The following is a 25,797-nucleotide window of genomic DNA, read 5'->3' as shown; positions in this document are numbered from 1 at the left end:
TTTTCTCCTTAAAATTTTTAATTATTATTTTTAAATTTTTGTTGATTTTGGTTTAATTTAAACTCTTGTTCGTTGTTTTGGGGAACATAATATTTTTTGTTTGTTAATTCACGTGGTAAATATTGTTGATTAACATAGTTATTTTTAAAATCGTGTGGATATTTATAACCATGAACACCCAATTTTATTGCTGATGCATAATGAGCATCACGGACATGATTTGGAATTGAATATTGTTTGCCATTAGCAGCATCTTCAAATGCTTTTTGATAGGCAAGATATACAGAGTTTGATTTATTTGATAAACAAATTTGTAAAACTAAATTAGCTAAAATTACTTGATTTTCTGGATATCCTAAAAATCGACAAGAATTAATTCCTTGATCAACACGTAAACATAGATTAGGATTAGCTAAACCTATATCTTCATGAACACAAACACTAACTCTTCGATAAATCGCTTCAAAATCACCTATGATTATTAAACGTGCTAAATAATATAAAGCTGCATCACAATCACTTCCACGCATTGATTTATGAAAAGCTGATTTTAAGTCATGAATTTCATCGCCATCGCTACTACCTAATGCGTATGATTCTTGCATAATACGTTTTAGTAATACATAATCAACTTTATGTTCTTTATATAATAAATAAATAATTTCTAATGTATTGATAACAGCCCTTAAATCTCCATTAGTTTTATTAATTAATAAATTAAAAGCTTGTGGTTCAAAAACTTCTTCAACATTAATCAAAGTTTTAATTCGTTCACTAATTTGTGAACTCGTTAATGGTTTTAATGATAATAGTTGACAACGACTTCTTAAAGCAGGGTTAATAACAAAAAACGGATTTTCAGTTGTTGTCGCAAATAATTTAATTTTATTTGCTTCAATAATTGGTAATAAAATATCTTGTTTATCTTTATTTAATCGATGAATTTCATCAATAATGATAATAAAGTTATTTAAATCTAATGCTTGTTCAATGATTTGCATTAATTGCTTTTTTGAATCAACAACTGGATTGAAAAAAGCAAATGGAACTTTTAAATCTTGTGCTAAAACTTTAGCAAGCGATGATTTTCCTACACCTGGGGGGCCATAAAAAATTAAATTAAATACTTGATGGTGATTAACCATTCTTCTAATTATACCAATTTCATCTAATAAATATTTTTGACCAACAATGTCATCAATACTATGAGGATTTTTTAGAGTTTTAATTAATTTATCTAACATATTATTTTTGATTAATTATTAATTTATATAATTCTTTACTATCAAAATTAGAAGATTTACTAACTTCTTTACAAGCATCTTTTAATTTAAAATTTTGTTTCATTAAATCTCTAATTTTAATTAGACATTCATTAATATTATTATTCTTAATAACATCTTGATTGATCTTATTATCAATAACAATTACAAACTCTCCTTTTTCAGTAATTGGGGGTAGTTGTGAAAGATAACCATAATAATGACTTTCATTTTTTTTTGTTAGTTCGCGCCCGATAAAAATTAAAATATCTCCTCATATTTCATATATATCCATTAAAGTCTTTTCTATTCGGTGCACAGCTTCATAAATAACAAAAGTTGTTTGCAAGTTTTTATATAATTTTAGTTTTTCAACACGTTGTTTTTGCGTTTTACCTAAAAAACCTAAAAACATAAAATCTTGCGAACACATTCCACTAGCAACTAGAGCATGCATCAAACTTGAGGGACCATTAATAACTTGAATTCCAATATTTTGTTGATGACATTCATTAATTAATTTATAACCAGGATCTGAAATTGTTGGATAGCCTGCATCACTAACTAAAGCTGTTGGATATTTTTTAATATAATTAATCGCTTCATTCAATTTTTGAATTTCATTAAAATTATGATAACTAATTAATTTTTTGTAATCATAAATATTTAATAGATGCAACAGCTTAGCTGTAACTCGAGTGTCTTCACATAAAATAACATAAGCTTCATTTAAACATTTAATAACACGTTCACTAACTTCTTCAAGATTGCCAATTGGTGTAGCAATAACAGATAAAATATATTCTTTATCACATAATTTCATAAGTTAAAATCCTTCAATAATTATTTTAATTTCTTTAAATGTTTTTTGCATCATGTTTAATCTTTTAAATAATTGTTTGTGATTACAATAACTAATATTTAAATAATCACAAAGCATTAAACGTATTTTTTTGTTATTTAAATTTAAACTTAAGTATTCTAATCAAGTAATAGATTCAATTGAATTAATAACGAATGTTCCTTGAGATTTCAAAGCTTTCAATAAAGCATCATTATTAGCTTCAGCAATTCCAATTTTTTTAGAATTATTCTTCATATTGTCCTTACTAATAAAACACTGTTTAATAATGCCATCTTTTAAATAATTAGTAATTATTTTACGAATTCTTTCTCCTTGATAATCAGGATCTAAAAATAAAATAATTCCTTTTGATAATTGTGCTTGTTTAATTAAAGCTAAAGTCTTTTTATTAATTTCTGATCCATTAGTAGTAATAATTTGTGCATTTACTAATTGATCAATTTTTTGTGCATCTGTTTTACCTTCTACAATAATAACTTCTTTGATAATTGGTTTATTCATTTTTATTTAATATATTTTTTTAGCAAATAAAACTTTTGAATTTTCATCATGTACAAACGACATCGAACCTGTACCCTCTGAATAAATTTCAATACATTTGGCAATTGCTGGAGCGATACTTACAATTTCAAGACCATCAAAAGGTTCATTTTCAATTGTATCAGCTATACAAATTTTATTAATAATTCGATCTTTAATTGCTTGTTGAAAATGTTGTCGTGCATTATTATTAAACAAACCATGTGTAGCAATAATTGTTATTGATTTAGCGCCTTTTTCACGCACAATTTTAGCAGCACCTAAAATTGTGCCACCAGTATCAATCATATCATCAACAATTACACAATCACGATCTTTAACATCACCTAATACATTATTAATTTCCACCTGATTTTTGCCAGATCTTCGTTTATCAACAATTGCTAATGTTGCACCTGTAGCTATTGAAATTTCACGAGCACGTTTGACACCACCATAATCTGGTGAAACAATAGTTATATTTGATGAATCTTTATAAGCACTAAAATAATGTTTCATTAAAACTCATACAGCCTCTAATGAATCAAACGGAATATCAAAAAAACCTTGTGTTTGTAAAGAATGAATATCTCAAGTTAATACACTAGTTGCGCCCGCACTCTCAATCATTTTTGCAACTAAACGTGCTGTAATTGGTTCACGTGGTTTAGCTTTACGGTCTTGACGTGCATATCCATAATAAGGAATTACAACACTAATTGCTTTGGCACTAGCTCGTTTAATTGAGTCAATAGCGATTAATAATTCCATTAAACTATCGTTAACAGGTTTAGATGTTGATTGAATAATAATAACTCGACGTCCACGCACTGGAACTTGAGGTGCAACAATTAATTCACCATCTGCAAACTTATCAATTCTAATTGGTGATAATTCAATTTTTAGTAAATTAGCAATTTTATTAGCTAATTGATGTGAATTTGAAAGACTAAATAATAATATATCATCATTTTTTGACATTAATTTTACCTACTTTAAATTATAAATTACTATAAACTTTTGTAAACAATTGACCAACCTGATATTCATCATTAAGTTCGACAATTCCTTGTGAATTAAAATTATTAATATTTAATTCTTTTTGTGAACACAACATTCCAAATGAATCATAGTTCATTAATTTGGATTTTTTAATTTCATTTCCATTTGGCATTAATAAATTAGGTGTCGCTACAACCGTTTTTAAGCCAATACGGACATTTTGTGCTCCACATATTATTTGTATTTGTTGATCACCTATATCTACTAAGCAAATATGTAAATGAGTATTGGGAATTAAATTAACTTCTAAAATTTTACCTACCACAAAACCTTTAAAAGCATTATCTAATGATAATTTTATTTTTATTAAATCACTTAATTTTTGAATTAATTGAGTCGTAGGATATAAATATCCTTCATTTAAATTTTTTAAATATTCACTTGCATTAAATAAATTTAAACCAATTAGTTCATCACCATGATAAAAAAGCAATAAGTCATCGTTTAAAAACACTTGATGATCATATTGCTGATTGTTTTTTAAAAAAATTAACGTATCGTTTAGACTTGTTTTATTATAATAAATATACATTTCAACTCCAATTTTTAAAGAGAAATTACTCTCTTTATTTATAAATTATAATATTAAATTAACTTTATCTAACTTTTAATCATAGTTAATAATGTTGTTTTTATTATAATTTTTAATAAGTTTTAGTTGATTAGGGGTAGATTTATGAAAACAGCAATTTTAATCGATACAGGTGCTAACGTCTTAGATATTAAAGATGATAATGTATATTTTGTGCCTATTCAGTTAATTATTAGAGAACAACAAATAGAAAAAGAATTAAAAGATGTTATTGACGTTAGTCAAGAACAATTGAAACAAATATTAATTAATAAAACAAATATTCATACTTCATTACCTTCACCAGGTTTTGTTATGAAAAAATTAGATGAATTATTCTTAAAATATGATCGTGTTGTTATTTTAACATTATCAAGTGGTTTATCAAGTTATTTTGAATCTCTAAGTATTATTAAAGAAGATTACAAAGACAAACATTTAGTGTGCATTGATTCACGTTCTGTTTCAATTGGTATTTTATGATTAGTTGATGAGATTAATTTACTCTTAAAAAATAATCCGAGTGATGAAGAATTAATTAGTTTAGTAAAACAACGTTCACAAAAAATTATAGGTGGAGTTATCGTAAATAATTTAGACCAATTAATTGCGGGCGGACGTGTTAAAAAAACTAAAGGAATTATAGCTAAAGCTTTACGCTTAAAATTAATTGTTCGTTGAAATGGGCAATTAGATTTTATGGATAAAACACCGAATTTATCAACAGCTATAGATAAATTATTAGATATAATTGATAATCAAAATCATTGGCGCACAAATGGTATTAAGAACATTGCAATTCTTACTGATTTAGAAAATGAATCACAAATCAATTCATTAAAAACTTCATTACAAGAAAAAATTCGACAAACTATTGAAATTAAAATTTCATATTTACCGGGTTGTATTTATGCGCATGTGGGTTTAAATAATTTTGCTATCTTAATTGAAGCTAAATAGACTCTTATTAAATAAAAGATCTGATAGTCTGTTAACCATCAGATTTTTTATTTAATCATTATTTATTTTAATTCTATTTATATTCGTTAGTTAAATTATTTTTTTTAGTTATTGCCGTATTAGATCTTTGTAATTCGCCTTTTTTATTAATTTTAATAAAATTTAAATTTTCATTTGTAACTACAAAGCCGTGTGTTTTTAAAATTGAATTATTTGGTAAAATAATAATACTTTCACCAACTTCAGGCTTACGAACTAATTTGATATAAAATGTTTTCGCTTGCTGATTGAATAAAATGCCTTCATTTACTTTTGCATTAAAAACTTGTGAGTTTTTTGTTTTATCAGTTGGGGTAATAGATGTTGAAAAAGTGACTTTTTCTAATTGTTTTTTTTCAAAATCTTTTAATTTTTCATAATTTGAAATTTGATATGCTACGTAATAATTATTATCTTCATCTTCAACTAATTTATCACTTAATTTAGATTCTATGTTTGAACTAGAGCATGAAGCAATTGATGTAATAACACTTACACCAATTAAAACACTACTAATTGTTAATACCCAAATTTTTTTGTTTTTTAATAATTTCATCTTGTTTTCTCCTATTTTCTAAAAATAAGTATGATTAAAAATATATAAATAAAACGTAAATGTGTTTAGCACACATCTACGTAAATATCAAAGTTATTTTGTGAAACTTTTAATAAAAGGATTTAGTATTGCTTTTTATACATTTCTTCACCATAAGCAATCACTTCTTCAACATCCTTTAATCCTGTTCCAGCAGGAATTAAATTTCCTAGAATAACGTTTTCTTTCAAGCCGATTAACATATCTTTTTGTGAACGCGCAGCAGCGTCAGTTAATATTTTCTTAGTATCTTGGAACGAAGCAGCAGATAAGAATGAACCTGATTTACTTGGCGCATGGTCTAAACCAAATACTTGATTAATTGCACTTGGTGGTTTTTTCTTATTAACAAGCATATTTTGAGCCACTTCAGTAAATTCATTAATACTAATTGTTTCTCCAACAAATAATCCTGAATCTCCTGGATTTGTAATTGTAATTTTATTTGTAAGTTGTGAAATGATTACTTCAATATACTTATCTGAAATCTCAATTCCTTGCATACGATAAACTTTTTGAACTTCTTTAATAATGTAATGACGCACATTTTCAATACCTGCATATTTTAGTAAATCATTAACATCAATTGATCCTTCAGTAATTTTTTGACCAGCAATAATTTCATCTCCTGTTTTAACACGTAATACAGCATTCGAACGTGTTGGATAATTTACATAATTATCTTTATTATATTTAATTACAACATTATAACCATTGGTGTTTGAATCTTTTTCGATTCGTTCAACAGTTCCTTTTACTTGTGAAATAACTGCTTTCTCATTTTCTTGTGGTTGAATGCAATCAAATAATTGTTTAATTCTTTCAAACCCTTGAGTAATATTCGTATCACCAGCAACCCCTCCAGTATGGAAAGTACGCATTGTTAACTGTGTTCCAGGTTCACCAATTGATTGCGCTGCAATTACTCCAATCGCTGTACCGGTTTCAATTAATTTATTTGTTGATAGATCTAAACCAAAACATTTTTGACAAACACCATAAAGTGATGCACAATGTAATGGAGAACGAACCTCAACTTCACGAATACCTGAATTTTGAATGATATTAGCTATTTCGCTTGTAATTAATTTATCACTTTCGATAATTAATTTATTTTTTGTATCATAAATTGTATTAATACTATATCTTCCAACAATACGATCTTTTAGTGATTCAATTGATGTATTATCTTTTGTATTTCGAATTTCACGAACAATAATACCTTCTTTTGTGCCACAATCATGATCTTTAATTACAACAGCCTGTGTTGAATCAACTAACTTACGTGTCATATAACCTGATTTTGCGGTTTTCATCGCCGTATCAGTCATCCCTTTACGTGCTCCAAATGATGAATTAAAGTATTCACTAACTGATAATCCTTCAATAAATGAATGCTTAATTGGAATTTCAATTGTATCTTTAATAACACCATTATTATTTTTTTGGTCATAGTTATATGATTTTGACATTAAACCACGCATTCCTGCTAACTGTGTAAAGTTTGACGTGTTTCCACGAGCTCCTGATTTTGCCATAATCACAATCGGATTATCTTTATATTCATTAGAATTAATTAGTTTTTCAATATCATGAGTAACTTTATCTTTTGTTTGTGATCAAGCTTGAACAACTTTAGTATATCGCTCATCATCAGTTAATTTACCATCTAAATAGAATTCACGAAGTTTTGAAACCAATTCATCAGTTTCTTTAAAATATTCATATTTTTGATCATAAGATGGAATATCAAAGGCAGAAATGCTTGTCGCTGAAATCATTGAATATTTAAATCCTAAAGCTTTAATTTTATCCATTGTTTGTGGTACGACTTCGATTTCAGAAACTTTATATAAATAATCAATTACTGTTGATAAAGTTTTTTTAGTTAATGGTTCTTTTAAATTATAGGCTTTTAAATAATCTAAAATACTTTCATGCATTCCAATAATTTCAAATTGATTTTCGCCATATAGATTTTTAACATCATTAATATATGGAAAATTAACAGGAAAAGCTTGGTTGAAGATAATTTTTCCAACCGTTGTAACCAAAATACCTTCTTTACTAAATGTTTTATTGTTAAAAGCTTTTGTTGTAATTCCAATTACGTCATTAATACGAATTGTTTTTAATTTATAAGCACGAATAGCTTCGTCTTGTGTTGAAAAAATGTGAAAATTATTAATAAATTCAACTCTCGCTTGCGTTGGATCTTTAGCCATCATTTCTTCAATTACTTGTGGAAATTTTTCTTTTGTTAAATAATAAATACCTAAAATCATATCCTGTGTGGGTGTAATGATAGGTTTCCCATCTTTTGGACCAAGAATATGTCATGAGGCTAATAAAATTGATCGTGCTTCAGCCACTGCTTCTTTGGATAAGGGGATATGAACAGCCATTTGGTCTCCGTCAAAATCCGCATTAAAAGCGGTTGTAACTAGAGGATGTAAACGAATAGCTTTACCGTCCACCATTTTTGGTTCAAAAGCTTGGATCCCTAAACGGTGTAAGGTTGGTGCACGGTTTAAAATTACAGGACGTTGCTTAATAACTTTTTCAACAACGGGTCAAATCTCATTATCTTGCGCAAGAATTTTTTGTTCTGCTAATTTAATATTGGCACAAATTGGTTGAATTTCATTACCTAATTCATCACGTTTACGTATTAATTCAGAAATAATATATGGTCTAAATAATTTTAAAATCATTAAAGCAGGAATTCCTACTTCATACATTTTTAATTCAGGACCAACAACAATTACAGAACGACCTGAATAGTCAACACGTTTTCCTAATAAATTTTGTCTAAATAATCCTTGTTTTCCTTTAAGATGATTTGACAATGATTTTAAAGGACGTTTATCTTTACCTACAACTGGTTTTTTACGTGAATTATTATCAAATAATGAATCAACTGCTTCTTGTAATAAACGTTTTTCATTATCTAATAAAATTTCAGGAGCATCTGTTGCTTGCATTTGTTTTAAACGTTCATTACGAATAATGATTTTACGATAAAAATTATTTGTGTCAGAGGTCGTAAAACGACCGCCATCTAAAGAAATAATTGGTCTTGTTTCAGATGGTGTGACAGGGATTCTTGTCATTACCATTCATTCTGGTTTTGAACCTGAATCCTTAATTCATCTTACACATTCTAAACGACGCAATAAGCGTTTTGTTTTTTGATCATAAGCATTAGGTGAATTTTGAATTGCTTGTTTAATCTTTTCATGTTCTTCTTCAAGATTTAGTTTTTCTAATAATTCACGAATAGCTTCAGCACCAATACCAAAACGAACGCCTGTATGTTTTTCAATAAAAGCCATTACATCTTTCACTGAAAAAGGAATATTAGAATCTTTTAACATTTGATCATATGTTACAGCTAAACGATAATCAAAATCTTGAATTAATGCTTCACGTTCATGATTTAATTCATCTTCAATTCGTTCTTGAATATTACGTAATGTTCGACGTAATTTATTACGTGATCGAATTGAATTTTTTGGTGATGTTAAATCTAAAACTTCTTTTTTATTAAAAATTGATTTACCATCATATACATTATTTCCTTCATCTAAAACAATGTAATTAACAAAATAAACTACCTGATCAACTTCTTTATATGTAATATCTAATAATAATGAGATTTTTGATGGCGAAGGTAATTCTTTTGTAAATCAAATATGGGCAACAGGAGCAGCTAACTCAATATGTCCCATTCGTTCACGACGTACAATTGATTCAGTAATTTCAACATGACAACGTTCACAAATTTTACCTTTATGTTTTACTTTACGATATTTTCCACAATAACATTCATAATCTTTTGAAGGCCCAAAAATACTTTCATCAAACAACCCATTAGGTTCTGGTTTTAATGATTTGTAATTAATTGTTTCAGGTTTAGTGATTTCACCTTTTGATCAATTTAAAATTTGTTCAGGTGAAGCAATGGAAATCGTTAATGATTTAATCCCTTTTTGACTCATATTATTTTACCTTTCTATTATTTAGAAGTTCTCTTCATCATCATAGTCATTATTATTAAAGTTTGTATTAAATATTTCTTCATTAGAATCATTGATCTCTTTTAGATTTTCATCTAAAATAACCTCATCATCGTCATTATTTAAACGATTTTGATTTAGTGTATATTCATTAATATCTACCATACGATCATCTTTTGTTTCAACGGTAATACATAACCCTAAACCTTGCATTTGTTTTGTTAATAATTTAAATGATTCTGGCATTCCATCAGCAACAACATCGTGACCTTTTATAATAGCATTGTAAGCTTGATTACGTCCTTGAACATCATCGGATTTAATTGTTAAAATTTCTAATAAATTATAAGCTGCACCATAAGCTTCTAAAGCTCAAACTTCCATTTCACCAAAACGTTGGCCTCCATTTTGTGATTTACCACCCAATGGTTGTTGTGTAATTTTACTATATGGACCAACCGAACGACTGTGAATTTTATCATCAACCATATGATCTAGTTTTAACATGTATGTTAATCCAACTGAAATTAAACCATCGAATGGTTCACCAGTTCTTCCATCATATAGAACTTGTTTACCCTTATTATTTTCAATATCAATGTTTGCTTCATTCATAATAGAAACAATATCATCATGATTTGCACCATCAAATACAGGAGTTGAAATTTTAATTCCAATATCATCATATGATAATCCCAATTCTTTTAGAATAATTGTCACATCAATTAAATCTATATCTTTTGCCTGTTTTGCTTGTTTGTGTTTAATTAAATTACTAATATTTTCATAAAGTTTTTTAGCAATAATTTCATTGATTCCAAACAATGAAATATATTTTTCATAACCTAATTGATCAATTGCAATTTGAATTAATTGTTTTTTACCTATTTCAGCCGCAGCATAACCTAAGTGCAATTCTAAAATTTGACCAATATTCATACGACTAGGTACACCTAATGGATTTAACATAATATCTAATGGAGTCCCGTCTTTTAAAAAAGGCATATCTTGAATAGGAACAACTTTTGATACAATTCCTTTATTTCCATGACGCCCTGCCATTTTGTCACCAACTTGAATTTTACGTTTTTGAACAATATAAACTTTGATAATTTCAATTACGTCATCTGGTAATTCACTACCATTTTCATCACTTGATTTAATTCGCTTAACAGCAGCAACAATTCCTTCTTGACCGTGTTTTACTTTTAGTGATGAATCTTTAACTGTTTTTGATTTATCGCCAAAAATTGTTTGCAATAAACGATCTTCTGGAGCAGTTTCAACATTACCTCGTGGAGTTGTTTTTCCAACTAAAACATCTCCTTCATGAACTTCAGCGCCAACTAAAACGATACCTTGATTATCTAAAAAACGTTTTGCAGTATCAGAGACATTAGGCATGTCACGAGTGATTTCTTCATCACCGTTTTTTGTTTTCATACATTGAATTGTATGCTCATCAATATGAATTGATGTAAATACATCTTGATCAACTAAACGTTCAGAAATAATAATAGCATCTTCAAAATTATAACCTCGTCAAGTTGTATAACCAACTAGAATATTACGACCTAAAGCTAATTCACCATTTTGCATTGCAGGTCCATCACCAATTGTTTCAGATTTGTGAACTCTTTGACCTACTTTTACAATTGGAATTTGGTTATTACATGTGTCTTGATTTGATTTACGATATTTAATTAATTTATAATCATCTAATTTATCATTATCATTTCTAATGATAATTTTTTGACTATCAACAAATTCAACCACTCCGTCATTTTTAGCAACAACAGCCATTCCTGAATCGTGTGCAATTTTAAATTCTGTACCTGTCCCTACAATAGGGGCATATGGTTTAATTAAAGGTGTTGCTTGACGTTGCATGTTTGACCCCATCAAAGCACGTGCCCCATCGTCATTTTCAATAAATGGAATTGCTGATGCAGCAATTGATACTACTTGTTTTGGAACAATATCAATAAAATCAACTTCATTAGGACTAAATAAACCTGTTGAGCCACGATATCGAGCAACAACTTGTTCATCTAAAATTCGTTTATTTTCATCTAATTGGACTGATGATTCAGCAATAATATAGTTATCATCTTCATGGGCTGTTAAATATTTATAATCTTCTTTTACAACCCCATCCTCAACAACATAATAAGGTGCTACAATAAAACCATTTTCATCTACTTTTGCAAGTGATGCTAAAGACATAATCAACCCAATATTCATTCCTTCTGGTGTTTCAATCGGGCAAATACGCGAATAGTGAGAGTGATGAACATCACGAATATCTAAATTAGGGTCTTCACGACTAATTCCTCCTGGACCCATCGCTGAAATACGACGTTTATTAGTTAATTCTGCTAATGGATTTTGTTGGTCAATAAATTGAATTAATTGATGTGAATTAAAAAAATCTTTAACTAAACTTTGGAATTGTTTTGTATTAATAATTGATTTAACACTAATTGCTTTTTTCTTTTCCTCATCACTCATATCGCTTTCTTCAATTTCACGATCAAGTTCAGTATCAATACCTTTATCATTAACATTTGTAATGTTATTGCTTGAACCATCAGAAATAGCCAACTTTTCATTAATAAACTTCTCAATACGAGCCATACTTGTAGCAATTCTTGCTCGTAATAATTCATGAATCAATTTAAGTCTTTTATTACCTAAATGATCTATATCATCAAATTCACCAATTTCATAATTCAAGTTATAAATATAACTTGTTGTAGCAACTAAGTCAGCCACGGTTAAAGTTTGAAGTTTGCAACCTGATGCTAGACCGACAATCTCTGTTGTTTCATCTCTTAAATCATTATCTTTATAAACTGCAATACTTTCATATTCTAAAAATTGTTCAATTTCTGATTCTAATGCTGTTGGTAATAAATTAATTTTTTTTGTTCATTTAATGTTTTTATCACGTGATTCTTTTTTTATTAGTTCGATATGTTCTTTAGTAATTAAAGTATCTTTAGGAATTAGAATATTATTTTTTTTATCAATAATATCATTCGCAATTACTTTTTGATATAAACGTTCACTTAATAATAATTTTTTTTCAAATTTATAGCGTCCAGCACTACTAATATCATATAAACGCTTATTAAAAAAATGTTGTTGTAAAGCTATTTGATAAGAAGCTTTGCCTAAATGTCTTAGTGTTTCTATATTTTTAATATTAATACCTAATAATTCAACGATATCCTTAGCTGCTTTTTCACTAATGATGCAATTAATGATTTCTTCTCTTTCATCATATAATTTTTTATTATTCTTAATGAAACTAGCATCTTCAACATCTTTATTTTCATGTAATAATGCATCAATTTCATCGTTTTTTTCAACATAATTAAAAATTAGTTGTTTTAACTTTGATAAAAGTGGTGAACCTTGTTCTATATATTCTTCTTTTAACTTATTATTTGATTCTCGACGATCGGCTTTCTCATGAATATCATGAGCATCACTATAAATTTTAAAAATAATTTCATTTTCTTGTGAATTTTCAAAAATATATTCTGGCGCATATTTTTCAATTTCTAATGATTCACGAATCTCTTTTTCATTATTAAAAATTTTTAAGATTTCAGCACTTGTTAAACCAAAAGCTTTTAGTAAAGTAGTTACTGAAAATGTTTGCGCATTATCACCAGATGAATCACGTGCAACAATTTGAATATTATGACGATCCTTAGGAATATAACCAAGCATCAAAGTACCCTTAGAAGGATAAATTTCACAAATTTTGCCTTCAAATAAACGCTTACGTGAACCGTTCAATTTGATGCTTGATTTACCAAGTACATAAATTCCTGGTGATCTAACAATTTGTGAGATAACAAATTTTTCAATTCCATTAATAACAAAAGTTCCTTTTTCTGTCATTTTGGGAATTGCTCCTAAATAAATACCATCTTCTCCTGTTTTAGTATTTCGTTGTGCACGTTTAACTTCACCTGTGTAGTTATCTGTTAATTCCAAATCAATATAAATTGGTGTTTCAAATGTTTTACCTTCGTCACGACAAGCACTTTCATCTTTTGTTGGCTGCTTAATTTTTAAACCTTTAAATGCTAACGTATACTTACCCTGAGGAGATTTTAATGGAAAAATACTTGAAATAACTTCTTTTAAATCTTTCTCCATAAAGCGTTTAAAAGATTCAACTTGAATTTCAAGTAGATTTGGTCCTTCAAAATTAGATTTAATTTTTGAATAATCTCTTCGCATTACTTTATCAGTAATAAATTTCTCAGTATAATTTTTATTATTTTGCATATTCTAACTAGTACCTCACAAAAATAGAAAAAAGCCTATTTATTACACATTTGTGCTTAAATAGACAGAATATTTTATAATTATACTATATTAAAGATATTAATAATAAAATTATTTTTATTTTAAATTGAAATAAATAAAAATTCATGATTATTAAAATCAATATTAAATGATTTTAATAATTCTTCTTGTTTTAACATTTTATTTTCACTAATAATAAAATTAGCATTTTTTAATAATAAATCATGTTCTTGATTTTTATCTATAACAAATAAAATATTAAAATTAAAATCATATTTTAATATATCATAAACTAAATGTTTAGAATTTTTACTAATTAAATTAACAACTAATAATTTATGTTTATTTATTTTTAATTTATGAAATGATAAAATTTTTAATTTAACTTCCTTAGGAATTAATAATTCATTTTTTTTAAATGTTATTTCGTTTTCTATATTATTATTTTCTGTCTCTAAAATAATAGATTTCATAACTTGTACAGCATTAATTGGATCAATTCCTGCGGCCGTTTCGCCTGATAACATTGTTGCGTTAACCTTTTGTTTAACGGCATAATAAACATCTGTGACTTCAGCTCGTGTGGGGATAATATTACGTTCTAATGAATCTAACATTTGTGTCGCTATAATACAATATTTATTGTATTTATGGCATAATTCAACAATTTTATTTTGATAAATAGGAATTTTATAAAAAGGTACTTCTAGCCCTAAATCCCCACGCGCAACCATGATACCATCAGTATTTTTAATAATTTCTTCTAGATTATCAATTGCTTCTTGAGTTTCAATTTTTGCAATTAATTTTGGTATAAATGAGGACTTTTTTAAAAGTTGTTTAACCTCATTAATTTGTTTAATATTAGAAATAAACGATAAAGCCAAATAAGGAATTTTTAATTTAACTGCTAAATTTATATCATCAATATCTTTCTTTGACAAAAACGGCAAACTATAATTGGCATCTGGTAAATTTAAGCGTTTATTTGTTTTTAATGAATAACTATTTTTAGCGGTTGTATAAATGATGTTTTTTAGAAAATCAATTTTTTTAACAATTAAAATTAATTTTCCATCGTCGATTAAAATTCGGTGATTAATTTTAACATCACTAATCATATTGTATTGTCCAGTAGCATCAGTAACACTAAACTCATTAAAACTACCTAAAACTTTTTCTTTACAATGTATTATAACTTCACTATTTTTAATAATAAAATTATTATCACTCATTTCACAAACACGAATTTCTGGTCCTTTTGTATCAAATAATATTTCAACTTTGATCTTTAATTCATCCGCAATTTTTTTAATTAATTGTGTACGAAAAAGGTGTATTTTTTGGTCGCCATGACTTAAATTCATACGAAAAATATTAACACCACTTAAAATTAAATCTTTAATGTTTATGCATACTTGTTGAGCATCATTTATATTATTTAAATCGTTAAATTCTAACCAATTAGAAAACAATTTTGTTGTTGCTGGACCTACTGTAGCAATAATGCGTGTTTTTGAAAACATTAATTTTCCCTCTATTTATTGAATTTAATAACTTCTAACTTATTATCAAACTTATTAATAACTACATACATATTATTTGTGTTTTTTATATCATTTTGATTAACAATAAAATCAACCAATACATTCGCACTATCTTTTGCTAATTGTAAATCAAAATCACTTACTGGAGCTCCGCGTTGTAAATAATTTAAAATTGTAATTCGTAAACTTTTATGTAATTTTTGCTCAAAAGTTTTTACTAATAATTCGTATCATTTTTGATCATAGATTAATTCTTGAACAATGATTAAAGGATCGTATTCTTTTATTGAGTTTATTTTATCTTTAATTAAATCTATTACTTCATCAACAGTATATTTATTATCTTGATTAGTTAACATTAAAATAGGTTTTAATTTACCAACACTATTATTGACTAATCATGAACATTCACGACCCATAAGCTCAACTAAATTAAAAGCACAATGAGCTTTTGCTGTGTAATTTAGGCACTTTAATAATTTTTGATTAAAAGAAGCAGCACTTAAGGCCCCTATACACATTTGTGTTTCACTAAAATCATTATCAATAGTGTGTAATATTCCAAAGACTTCAAAGCCCATTTTTGTTAACACTAAACCAGCTTGCATACTACCTTGGCCGCCTAAGATAATAATTTTTTGAATATTATGACTTAATAAATTATCTTTAATAATTTGTGTTTTTTTATCATTAATATCTAATTTAATAAATCTACTTGTCTTAATGACTGTTCCTTGCTCGTTAAAATAAACATCAAAAACACGTTTATCTTTAATTGGTTCAATTAAATTATTGTACAGTCCTAATAATCCTTCAATTCCTATAAAAACATTAAAATTATTATTCATTAATCTATGGATTAATGAAATTAATGAAGCATTCATACCCGGTGCATCACCACCTGAAGTAATAATTAAAATATTTTTATCTAAATTTAAAAAATTTACTTGGTTCATAAATTAATTTATCCTTTAATTCTTGTTCGATTTCTAAAATACGATTATACTTCGCTATCCGTTCAGAACGTGATAATGAACCTGTTTTAATTTGCCCAGCACCTACACCAATCGCTAAATCTGCAATAAAAGTGTCTTCAGTTTCGCCAGAGCGATGCGAAATGATAGTATTAATATTGTTTTTTTGTGCAAATTTAATAACATCTAACGTTTCACTAATTGTACCAATTTGATTAGGTTTAATTAAAATAGCATTTGTTGCTTTAAAATCAATTCCTTTTTGTAGATACTTTAAGTTTGTGCAATATAAATCATCACCAACCACTTGAATGTGTGGGTTATTTTTTAAAAATAACGCAAAACTATTTCAATCGTTTTCCTCAAAACAATCCTCGATCGAAATGATAGGAAACATAGATACTAATTTACTTCAATACTTTATTCATTCATCACTACTGAATGATGTTTGTTCAAGAGTAATGTTATGAGATGAAGACTTTTTAAAAAAATATTTTCCGTTTTCATACAATTCAGAAGCTGCGACATCTAAGGCAAGACAAACTCCTTGTGTTTTTGAAGGAAGGTAATGTGCTTTTTTAATAGCATGAACTAATAGTTCTAAAGTCACATAATTATTTTTTAACATTGGAGCAAAACCGCCTTCATCACCCTTTGTTGTACTTAAATGATTGCTTTTTAAAAGTTTATCTAATTGATGAAAAATTTCTGATCCAATTTGAATCGCTTGAGAAAATGAAATTGCATTTAATGGAACAATCATAAATTCTTGAATATCTAAATCATTATCTGCGTGAGCCCCACCATTAATAAAATTCATTAACGGAATTGGAGCATAATAGTTTACATCATAATTATGCATTAAGTCTTCTTTAATATATTGATATAAAGGTTTAGAAGCGGCTATTGCTCCCGCTTTAACAATCGCTATAGAAACACCTAATAAAGCATTAGCACCTAATTTACTTTTATTTTCAGTACCATCTAGATTAATTAATAAATTATCTAATTCAAAAAAATTTAAAACATTTTTATTAATTAGATGAGGGCGAATAATATTATTAATATTTTGAATTGCTAATTTAACAGACTTATTAAAAAAATAATTTACATCACCATCTCTTAATTCTAATGCTTCCTTTGCTCCAGTGGAAGCGCCTGATGGAACCATTGCAATTACACTTTGATCGTTCTCTAAAAATAATTTAACAGCTACTGTTGGTTGGCCGCGCGAATCAAGAATTTGATAAGCTAATAAATTAATTATTTTCATATGTTGTTAATTCCTCTTTTTTAAAAGACTTATACATTAATTTTATGTTAAAAATTAAAAAAATATTAAGACAAATAATTAAACAAGTGTCTTCAATATTTTTTATAAATCTAATTCTTTAAAAATTTCTTCTAAAATAGGGTCAGGAGCAACAATTTCTTGTTTATTTTTTCTTTTTTTTATATTTAAACCATCTTTTCGTTCGTGTTGTTTAATTTTTCAATTGTCATTAACTAATAAACATCGTTTAATAATTTCACTTAGATAATAAATAAAACTAATGATAAAAATTATTCCAATAATTGTATAAGTACAATAAATTAATTTTGCTTTTGTAAAATAAAGATTGGCATTATAGTTGTATGAAGGATTAAATGTTAAATTTTCATTATTAATTTGGTGTTTGCTAATATCTAATAAAGCAACTTGTGGATCATTAATTATTGGTAAATGATAGTGATTAATATAAGTATTTAAAATCACATTTTTTTTATTAAGTGTTAAAGTTTGATCATTAAAAATAACATTTTTTAATCATGTATAATAACTATTATTAATAATCTGATTAAAGTTTGGTTTGATCATAATAATGATAAATAAATATAAAATAGCAAGTCAAATTAATATAGCAATTATTAAATGTAATAAACTTGGCCTTCAAGATCTAATAATTCCAATCATTATTAGATTAAAAATAAATGTTAAAATATAACAAATAAATAAAACAATACTAGCTATACCACTTGCATTTAAAGCAATATTAAAGTTTAAAGTATAATTTAAATAAAATAATGATCGAGGATCAATTTTATAAGCATATGTACTAGATGAATTTATTCATTGACCAACTCGATTAATTAAAAAACCAGTTTGGTTAGGAATTGTGATTGATAAAATGAAAAACCAATGCAAACAAACTAAGCTAAAAACAATTAAAATAATGTGTGATCAAGTATAAATTTTAGCTTTTTTATCCATTATAAAACTCCTTCGTATATCAAATTATTATAATAGCATAATAAAACTATTCACAAATCTTTTTTATCATACTCGTTGCTGTCATTTGAATTGGTTGAGCGATATTTAAATATTCCAAAATAGTTGGAGCAATATTTGCTAAACTAAATTTTTGTGTCGAATTTAAAATAACTTTATTATCTGTGATAATAAACCAAACATCATTAACACTGTGAGAAGTAATTACTTGTTTTTGATCATCAAGCATCATTTCAGCATTTCCATGATCACCTGTAATCATCAACACACCATTATTCTTTTCAAAAAAATCATATAATTTTCGAATTTCATGGTCAACACTTAGAATTGCTTCAATTGTTTGCTGCATATTGCCGCTATGACCAACCATATCAGGATTTGCATAATTAACAATAAAAACATCATGATCGAAATAATGATCGATAATAGTTTTCGTAATTAAATGTGCTGACATTTGGGGACATAAATCATAAGTAGCAACTTTTTGCGAAGGAATCAAATATTGTGTTTTTGTCGAATAATATTTATTAACACCGCCATCAAAGAAAAAAGATATATGGGCATATTTTTCTGTTTCTGCAATTCGAGCTTCTTTTATTTGGTGTTTATTAAAAACATCACCTAAAGTGTTATTTAAATTTTGCTTCTCAAATAAAGCTATTGCATCAACATCAGGGAATGGTACTAAAGTAATTAAATTAACATCTTGAACTAAAAACGGATTATTGTAATGAAATTTTTTGTTAGGTTTAAGTAAGTGTGCTAACTGGCGCATACGATCTGAACGATAGTTTGCTAAAATCACTTTTTGATGTGGTTTTAAATTATATTTTTCATCATCATTAAAAACTACAGGTTGAACAAATTCATCACTTTTATAAGAATTTGCGATTGATTGTGCAACCTCTAAAAATGTTTTTTCACATATTTTATCTTGCTTAACAAACATTGCATTAAATGCTTTTTGGGTACGTTCTCATCGCTGATCACGATCCATTGCAAAATAACGCCCACTTAGACTCTTTACAATAATATTATATTGTTTTTTTAAGGCATTAATTTGTTCAATGAATTGAGCAAAACCATAAGGATAGTCATCTCGTCCATCAGAAATTAAATGTAAAACAACCTGATTATTGTTTTTAATTATTTGTTTAATAATTCAATGAATATGTTCATAATTACTATGTACTAAACCATTCGAATACATGCCAACAATATGAACAATTTCATTTTTAATATTGCTTAAAACTGCACTTTCATAATCAACGGATTTCATATAATTATTAATATTTGCATTATCATTTAAAATGATACGGCCCGCACCAATTGTTAAATGACCAATTTCGCTGTTACCTGCTTGATTTTCAAGTAAACCAATATTTTGTTGAGCCGCACTAATTTGTAATGTGGGAAAATTATTAATCAAATAATTTAATGTTGGTGGATTTGCTAAATGAACAGCATTAGTATTATCTTCTTTTCCAATTCCTAATCCATCAATGATTATCAAACCTATTTTTTTATTTAATTTCATATTCTAATCCATTTTATTATTTACATTTATCGATAATTTTATTAAAAACATTAACATCTAATGAAGCATTGCCAATTAAAAAACCATCGATTAATTTTTGATTGCACAATTCATTAATATTATTGTCATTAACACTACCGCCATATAAAATAGGAATATTTATTCCAGTACAATTATATAAATATGTTTTAATTCCTTCGATCATGTAATTAATATGTTTAAAATCTAATTCTAAATCAGTGCCAATTGCTCAAATTGGTTCATAAGCGATAATAATTTTTTTTAATCCTTTGTAATTAATGATGTTGGCTAATTGATTTAAAACAAAATTAAGTGATTTATTTTGTTTATAAGCATCAAAAGTTTCGCCAACACAAATGATGACTTGTTCTAATAAATCCATAGATATTTTTATTTTTTGATCAATTATTGATTGTGAAAAATCAATACGTATTTCACTATGCCCAACTAAAGCATTTTTAATATTAATATCTAATAATTGTAAACAACTTATTTGACCTGTATAAGGTCCTTTATTATGTAATGATGGGTTTTGAGCATATAAATTGACTTTTTTTATTTCAGCTAAATTAACAAATGTTTTTAAATATAAATCCCCTGGTGCTAAACCAATAATAATTTTTTGCTCATCAAATAACGTTAAATTATTTAAAAAATGATTAATTAATTCTTGTGTTGCATTCATTTTAAAATTAGCAATAATATATTTCATTGAATCATTATCCTTTATAATCTTAGTTAGATTATAATCAAAAAAAAGGTTATTTAACTAAGATGATGATAAAAATTATAAGTGTAGGGAAATTAAAACAAAAAGCTTTTGTTGATCTAATTAATGATTATTTAAAAAGAATTAACCATTATTTAAAATGCCAAGAAATTGTTGTTAGCGATGAACCTGAACCAGTTCAAATTTCAAATAAATCCTTAGAACAAATTAAAAGTAAAGAGGCCTCTAAAATTTTTAAAAATATTAATCAAAATGATTTTGTAATTGCTTTAATTATTGAAAGCAACATTATAAGTAGCGAAACATTAGCTAAAAAAATACAACAATGACTAAACACATTTTCTCATGATATTTGTTTCATTATTGGTGGATCTAATGGTTTACATGAAAGCATCTATGAGCGTGCTAATTATCATTTATCTATGTCAAAAATGACTTTTGCTCATGGCTTAGCAAAAGTCATGTTATGTGAACAAATATATAGGGCACTTAGTATTTTAAATAACGGAAAATATCATAAATAAATTAAATGTTTTTATCATATTCTTCAAATACTGAACAACCTTGTTGATCGTATTTAATTAGATTAATAAATTTACCAACTTCTGGAATAATATTCTGCAAATCAAACTCGTAAATTTGAATATTTTTTTCGTCTTGATAATCATTTTTTAAAGTTACAACACTATCTTTTATAGCAATAATTGTATAAATTTTTTCACTGCGTTTCGCGGGTTTAATTAACATATTTTTTTAATGTCCTTTAATAACTAATTTATGAATATAATATTTGTATATGTACATTAACAAATTAAGTATATAGTATACTATGAAAATAAATCTTTTTTAATTAATTCTTTAAGTTCCAAACAAAAATCACCAAAAATAATAGAAATTTTTGTTTGATTGCACATAATCCCTTTTGCACCTAAAACCTTTAATTTTTCATTATTCAATGCGTTAATTTCTTTTAATTCAATTTTTAATGTATTAATTGTCGCATCAACGTTAACTAAATTATTTTTTGAACCAATACAATTATAAAAATCATTTAAACTAAAAGGAATATTTGAAGATACTATTAAATGAGTGTTTCTAATTTGAGATACTTTTTTAGCTTTTGTAAAAAAGTAAATAATAAAAATTCCAAAGGTAATAATACCTAAAAAAATAATTAATGTTTTTTGCTTATTATTTAAATTTTGCATTTTTATTCTCCTTTAATAAAAGATTTGTTTAATTTATCAATGTATTTCTTAAAATTATTTAAACCATGAATTTTTGATGAAGCTTGGATTGTTTCTACTTTAATATCATTAATTTTATCGCTAAAATTAATGATATTCCCATCAATAGCAACACTAAAAGATTTTTTAAATTTAATATTTGTTAAACTGATTTTATAATCTTTTCTAAAAACCACAGGGGCATTTAAACTTGAATATTTTAAATGATTAACAGGAAAAATCTCTGTCATAATAAAATTCTCATGATTATTAAAAATAATGGGACCAAAAGCTGTTTTGTTTTTGCCAGTTGATCCGCTTGGTGTTACAAATAACAAACCAGAGCCACGAAATTTTTCATATGGATAATCATTTATGCTAATATCAAAAGACACTAACTCATTAGAAAATAAACTTAACTCATTCAAACAATAAAAAAAATTTTGGTTATTAATACTTACTTTAAGTAATAAAGGATTATAATACATATTTTCATCAATAATTTCGTCTAAATTTATAGTTTTAATACTATCATATGAACTATAAAAACCTAATTGTCCATAATTAATGCCAACAATTTTTACATTTTTTTTTCATTGTTGGTTAATAAAATTGATAAACGATCCATCTCCACCTAATAAAAAAATAATTTCAGGATTTTCTTTATTTCGTAAAAATGTTATTTTTGAATATCTTTTTAGTTTATCTTCTAACAAATTAATATCATTTCTTTTAAAACATTCTTGTGGTTTAAAACAATAGATATCATAAAAACAAATTGGCTTATTATTTTTCATGCACTGCTCGTTTAAAAATTTCAATTTCTTCTGAATCATAACCAATTTGTAAACGATATGGTCGATTGTTTTTTGTTTGATAGATTAAAGGGCGACGAATTAAATTTAAATCATTTTGAATTAAATTTAATAATTCTTTTGTAGATAAATCTAAAAAAGTTTTTGAAGTAATATTCAAGCGTTTTGAAGATTCTGTCTTAAAAGATATAATTGTTCCAAAGCCATCTTCACAAAGAGATAAAATATCTAACAACATAGAACGTTCTATTTTATCTTCACCAATAATAATTTTGGTAATTTCAATTTGATTATTTCGGAAAAATCGCACAACTTTTTTACACACTGCGCAATTAGGACTGTATAAAACGTAAATCATATTCCTTTTATTTTTATCTTCTTATAATTACAATTTTACTTATATAATAATTAAGTATACAAAAAAAACATTAATTTTAAATGTTTAATTGTATTAACGTTTAAGTAAGGTAAAATAAAACATTATGAAAAGACTAATTTCAGGAATTCAACCAACTAATAATTTAACATTAGGAAATTATTTAGGTGCAATTAAAAACTTTGTTGATTTACAAGATGATTATGAAGTGTTTTTATTTGTTGCGGATTTACATTCCTTAACACCAAATATTTTTGATAACACTGATTTTTCTACTACTAAACGTCAGATTATCGCGACATATTTAGCTGCTGGTATTGATCCTAAAAAAACATGTCTATTTTACCAATCAGATATCTTATCGATTCCATTATTAGCTCACATATTATTATGTTCAACAAGTATTGGTGAACTAACGCGTATGACACAATTTAAAGATAAAAGTATTAAAGCAACAAAGATGGCTAATAACACTGAAATGATTCCTTCTGGTTTATTAACATATCCCACATTAATGGCAGCAGATATTTTAACTTTTAATGCAGATGTTGTTCCTGTTGGCCAAGATCAAAAACAACATTTGGAATTAACAAGAACGCTTGCTGACCGTTTTAATAAAAGATATGGTAATACTTTTAAATTGCCTCAAGTTTATATTCCTAAAATAGGGGCAAAAATTATGGATTTATTAGATCCTAATATTAAAATGTCAAAATCTTCTAAAAACCTTAAGGGTGTGATTTTTTTAAATGATTCAAAGGATATAATTTTTAAAAAAATTAAAGGAGCTTTAACAGATAATTTAAACAAAGTTAAATATGATTTAACATTACAACCAGGAGTAAGTAATTTAATGACAATTTATGCTTGTTTAACAAATCTAAGCTTTAAAGAAATCGAACTAAAATACCAACAACAAAACTATGGTGTTTTTAAAAATGATTTAGCCAATATCGTTGCTGATTTTTTAGAAAAGCTGCAACAAAAAATTTCTTATTGATTAAATAGTCCAGAATTAGATATAATGATAGACAATAGTTGCGAGCGTGCTAACGATATTGCTTATCAAAATGTACAACTAGTTTTAAAACATATGCAACTAAAATAATAGTATATAATGAGGTAAAAAATTAATGGGAAAAAACAACAAATATTTAATTGCTTGTGATCTAGATGGAACACTTTTAAATAATGATAGTGATATATCAGAAAAAACAATTGAGGGAATTAAAAAAATCATCAATCAAGGCCATATTTTCTGTATTGTAACAGGTCGTCCCTTACGTGGATCAATCCATATTTATGAAAAATTAGGATTAACAACTTTAATGGCTAATTATAATGGCTCTTATATTTCAAACCCTTCCGATAAAAAATTCGCGCCAATTAATATGACATTTAGTAAAGATATTGTAAGCGCAATTTTAAAAAATCGATTTATTGCTAAAAATATTGTTAATGCTGTTGTTGAAGCTGATAATGTTGCTACCATTTTAAACAGTAATATGGATTTAAATATTTGAAAATCATTTATTGATATATTTCACGTGCCCATTCGTGATATGAATGAAAAAAATAAATTGACTAAGGAAAATGATATTAACAACCTTATTAGAGATGCTAATGCCCTTTTATTAAATGTCAACGATAAAGCTTTATTTGATTCTATGGTTTATCATATTAAACAAATTGCTCCCACTTTAGCGGTTCGTAGCTGATCAGCGAGGGTTGATGACCAATTTGAAGTTATTGAAATTAATTCATCATTTGCTGATAAAGCAATGGCTATGCGCTATTTATCCTCATATTATGGAATTCCATTAGATCGTTGTATAGCTTTCGGCGATGGTGAAAATGATTTGACAATGCTAAACCATGCTGGATATGGCTTTGCCATGAAAAATGGTACACGTCCCGCTAAATTACTAGCACGTCACATTACTAAACACACAAACGTAGAAAATGGTGTTGTTTGAGAATTAGAATATGTTTTAAATGAAAATAAATAAAGTTTTTTTAAATAATGTTCGTTTATTGAACATTATTTTTTTATATATAATTAATGTTATAAAGTGAGGTTA

Annotated in this window: 22 protein-coding genes; 4 read left to right on the top strand and 18 right to left on the bottom strand. The window is 26.4% G+C overall.

Annotated elements, in window-relative coordinates; all coding sequences use genetic code 4:
* Nucleotides 1–17: 17 nt before the first annotated feature.
* The 5 genes from UPA3_RS01020 to ytpR are packed head-to-tail and all read right to left on the bottom strand — an operon-like array spanning nucleotide 18 to nucleotide 4,240.
* Complete coding sequence (locus UPA3_RS01020; protein WP_006688885.1) at nucleotides 18–1,244, bottom strand: replication-associated recombination protein A; 1,227 nt, start codon at nucleotides 1,242–1,244, stop codon at nucleotides 18–20.
* Between the two features lies 1 nt (nucleotide 1,245).
* Entirely contained in the window at nucleotides 1,246–2,085 is an 840-nt protein-coding gene (rsmI, locus tag UPA3_RS01015; protein WP_006688957.1) for a 16S rRNA (cytidine(1402)-2'-O)-methyltransferase, read from the bottom strand.
* Nucleotides 2,086–2,088: 3 nt separating this feature from the next.
* Nucleotides 2,089–2,628: a ribonuclease M5 gene (gene rnmV, locus UPA3_RS01010; protein WP_006688912.1), complete on the bottom strand. Its 540-nt coding sequence runs from the start codon at nucleotides 2,626–2,628 to the stop codon at nucleotides 2,089–2,091.
* Nucleotides 2,629–2,634: 6 nt separating this feature from the next.
* The gene (locus tag UPA3_RS01005; protein WP_010891707.1) at nucleotides 2,635–3,627 is read right to left on the bottom strand and encodes a ribose-phosphate pyrophosphokinase; all 993 of its coding nucleotides are present in this window, start codon (nucleotides 3,625–3,627) and stop codon (nucleotides 2,635–2,637) included.
* Between the two features lie 19 nt (nucleotides 3,628–3,646).
* Nucleotides 3,647–4,240, bottom strand: a complete 594-nt coding sequence (gene ytpR / locus UPA3_RS01000) for a YtpR family tRNA-binding protein (RefSeq protein WP_006688899.1) — start codon at nucleotides 4,238–4,240, stop codon at nucleotides 3,647–3,649.
* A gap of 144 nt (nucleotides 4,241–4,384) precedes the next feature.
* Between ytpR and UPA3_RS00995 the strand changes: the two genes are divergently transcribed.
* The gene (locus UPA3_RS00995; RefSeq protein ID WP_006688828.1) at nucleotides 4,385–5,239 is read left to right on the top strand and encodes a DegV family protein; all 855 of its coding nucleotides are present in this window, start codon (nucleotides 4,385–4,387) and stop codon (nucleotides 5,237–5,239) included.
* Nucleotides 5,240–5,312: 73 nt separating this feature from the next.
* Here UPA3_RS00995 and UPA3_RS00990 read toward each other — a convergent pair whose 3' ends face one another.
* The 9 genes from UPA3_RS00990 to UPA3_RS00950 form a co-directional block, all read right to left on the bottom strand.
* The gene (locus tag UPA3_RS00990) at nucleotides 5,313–5,834 is read right to left on the bottom strand and encodes an MBA family surface membrane protein (RefSeq protein ID WP_006688938.1); all 522 of its coding nucleotides are present in this window, start codon (nucleotides 5,832–5,834) and stop codon (nucleotides 5,313–5,315) included.
* A gap of 122 nt (nucleotides 5,835–5,956) precedes the next feature.
* Nucleotides 5,957–9,874: a DNA-directed RNA polymerase subunit beta' gene (gene rpoC, locus UPA3_RS00985; protein WP_010891704.1), complete on the bottom strand. Its 3,918-nt coding sequence runs from the start codon at nucleotides 9,872–9,874 to the stop codon at nucleotides 5,957–5,959.
* A 21-nt stretch (nucleotides 9,875–9,895) separates the two neighbouring features.
* A complete protein-coding gene (rpoB, locus tag UPA3_RS00980) occupies nucleotides 9,896–14,200 on the bottom strand; it encodes a DNA-directed RNA polymerase subunit beta (RefSeq protein WP_006688964.1) in 4,305 nt (1,434 codons plus the stop codon).
* A 122-nt stretch (nucleotides 14,201–14,322) separates the two neighbouring features.
* Nucleotides 14,323–15,747, bottom strand: a complete 1,425-nt coding sequence (pyk, locus tag UPA3_RS00975; protein ID WP_006689159.1) for a pyruvate kinase — start codon at nucleotides 15,745–15,747, stop codon at nucleotides 14,323–14,325.
* 11 nt (nucleotides 15,748–15,758) lie between these two features.
* Entirely contained in the window at nucleotides 15,759–16,724 is a 966-nt protein-coding gene (locus UPA3_RS00970) for a 6-phosphofructokinase (RefSeq protein WP_006689121.1), read from the bottom strand.
* Entirely contained in the window at nucleotides 16,693–18,015 is a 1,323-nt protein-coding gene (gene eno, locus UPA3_RS00965) for a phosphopyruvate hydratase (RefSeq protein WP_006688966.1), read from the bottom strand. Before eno ends, UPA3_RS00970 begins: the two co-directional genes overlap by 32 nt.
* 102 nt (nucleotides 18,016–18,117) lie before the next feature.
* A complete protein-coding gene (locus tag UPA3_RS00960) occupies nucleotides 18,118–18,993 on the bottom strand; it encodes a hypothetical protein (protein WP_006688911.1) in 876 nt (291 codons plus the stop codon).
* Nucleotides 18,994–19,039: 46 nt separating this feature from the next.
* Nucleotides 19,040–20,548, bottom strand: coding sequence for a 2,3-bisphosphoglycerate-independent phosphoglycerate mutase (gpmI, locus tag UPA3_RS00955; protein WP_006688824.1), 1,509 nt, complete (start codon nucleotides 20,546–20,548; stop codon nucleotides 19,040–19,042).
* A gap of 16 nt (nucleotides 20,549–20,564) precedes the next feature.
* Nucleotides 20,565–21,281: a triose-phosphate isomerase gene (locus UPA3_RS00950; protein WP_006688831.1), complete on the bottom strand. Its 717-nt coding sequence runs from the start codon at nucleotides 21,279–21,281 to the stop codon at nucleotides 20,565–20,567.
* A gap of 62 nt (nucleotides 21,282–21,343) precedes the next feature.
* Here UPA3_RS00950 and UPA3_RS00945 point away from each other — a divergent pair, with 62 nt between their 5' ends.
* Complete coding sequence (locus UPA3_RS00945; protein ID WP_006688906.1) at nucleotides 21,344–21,823, top strand: 23S rRNA (pseudouridine(1915)-N(3))-methyltransferase RlmH; 480 nt, start codon at nucleotides 21,344–21,346, stop codon at nucleotides 21,821–21,823.
* A gap of 1 nt (nucleotide 21,824) precedes the next feature.
* On the opposite strand, the gene UPA3_RS00940 is transcribed toward UPA3_RS00945, so the two are convergent.
* The 4 genes from UPA3_RS00940 to UPA3_RS00925 all read right to left on the bottom strand — a co-directional run bounded on the left by UPA3_RS00940 (nucleotide 21,825) and on the right by UPA3_RS00925 (nucleotide 23,698).
* Nucleotides 21,825–22,046 carry a hypothetical protein gene (locus tag UPA3_RS00940; protein WP_010891702.1) on the bottom strand — a complete coding sequence of 74 codons (222 nt, stop codon included), beginning with the start codon at nucleotides 22,044–22,046 and terminating at the stop codon, nucleotides 21,825–21,827.
* A gap of 80 nt (nucleotides 22,047–22,126) precedes the next feature.
* Complete coding sequence (locus tag UPA3_RS00935; protein ID WP_006688859.1) at nucleotides 22,127–22,507, bottom strand: hypothetical protein; 381 nt, start codon at nucleotides 22,505–22,507, stop codon at nucleotides 22,127–22,129.
* A gap of 2 nt (nucleotides 22,508–22,509) precedes the next feature.
* Nucleotides 22,510–23,322 (bottom strand): diacylglycerol kinase catalytic domain-containing protein, encoded by an 813-nt coding sequence (locus UPA3_RS00930; RefSeq protein ID WP_006688904.1) that lies wholly within the window; start codon nucleotides 23,320–23,322, stop codon nucleotides 22,510–22,512.
* Nucleotides 23,312–23,698, bottom strand: coding sequence for a Spx/MgsR family RNA polymerase-binding regulatory protein (locus tag UPA3_RS00925; RefSeq protein ID WP_006688944.1), 387 nt, complete (start codon nucleotides 23,696–23,698; stop codon nucleotides 23,312–23,314). The genes UPA3_RS00930 and UPA3_RS00925 overlap by 11 nt, the downstream gene beginning before the upstream one ends.
* Before the next feature lie 124 nt (nucleotides 23,699–23,822).
* Here UPA3_RS00925 and trpS point away from each other — a divergent pair, with 124 nt between their 5' ends.
* The gene (gene trpS, locus UPA3_RS00920) at nucleotides 23,823–24,824 is read left to right on the top strand and encodes a tryptophan--tRNA ligase (protein WP_006688883.1); all 1,002 of its coding nucleotides are present in this window, start codon (nucleotides 23,823–23,825) and stop codon (nucleotides 24,822–24,824) included.
* A gap of 25 nt (nucleotides 24,825–24,849) precedes the next feature.
* Nucleotides 24,850–25,725 carry a Cof-type HAD-IIB family hydrolase gene (locus UPA3_RS00915; RefSeq protein WP_006688955.1) on the top strand — a complete coding sequence of 292 codons (876 nt, stop codon included), beginning with the start codon at nucleotides 24,850–24,852 and terminating at the stop codon, nucleotides 25,723–25,725.
* The last annotated feature ends 72 nt before the right edge of the window (nucleotides 25,726–25,797 follow it).

This window comes from Ureaplasma parvum serovar 3 str. ATCC 27815, from assembly GCF_000019345.1.
GTDB classification, from domain to species: Bacteria; Bacillota_I; Bacilli_A; order Mycoplasmatales; family Mycoplasmoidaceae; genus Ureaplasma; species Ureaplasma parvum.
This window is presented reverse-complemented; position numbering and strand designations above follow the sequence as displayed.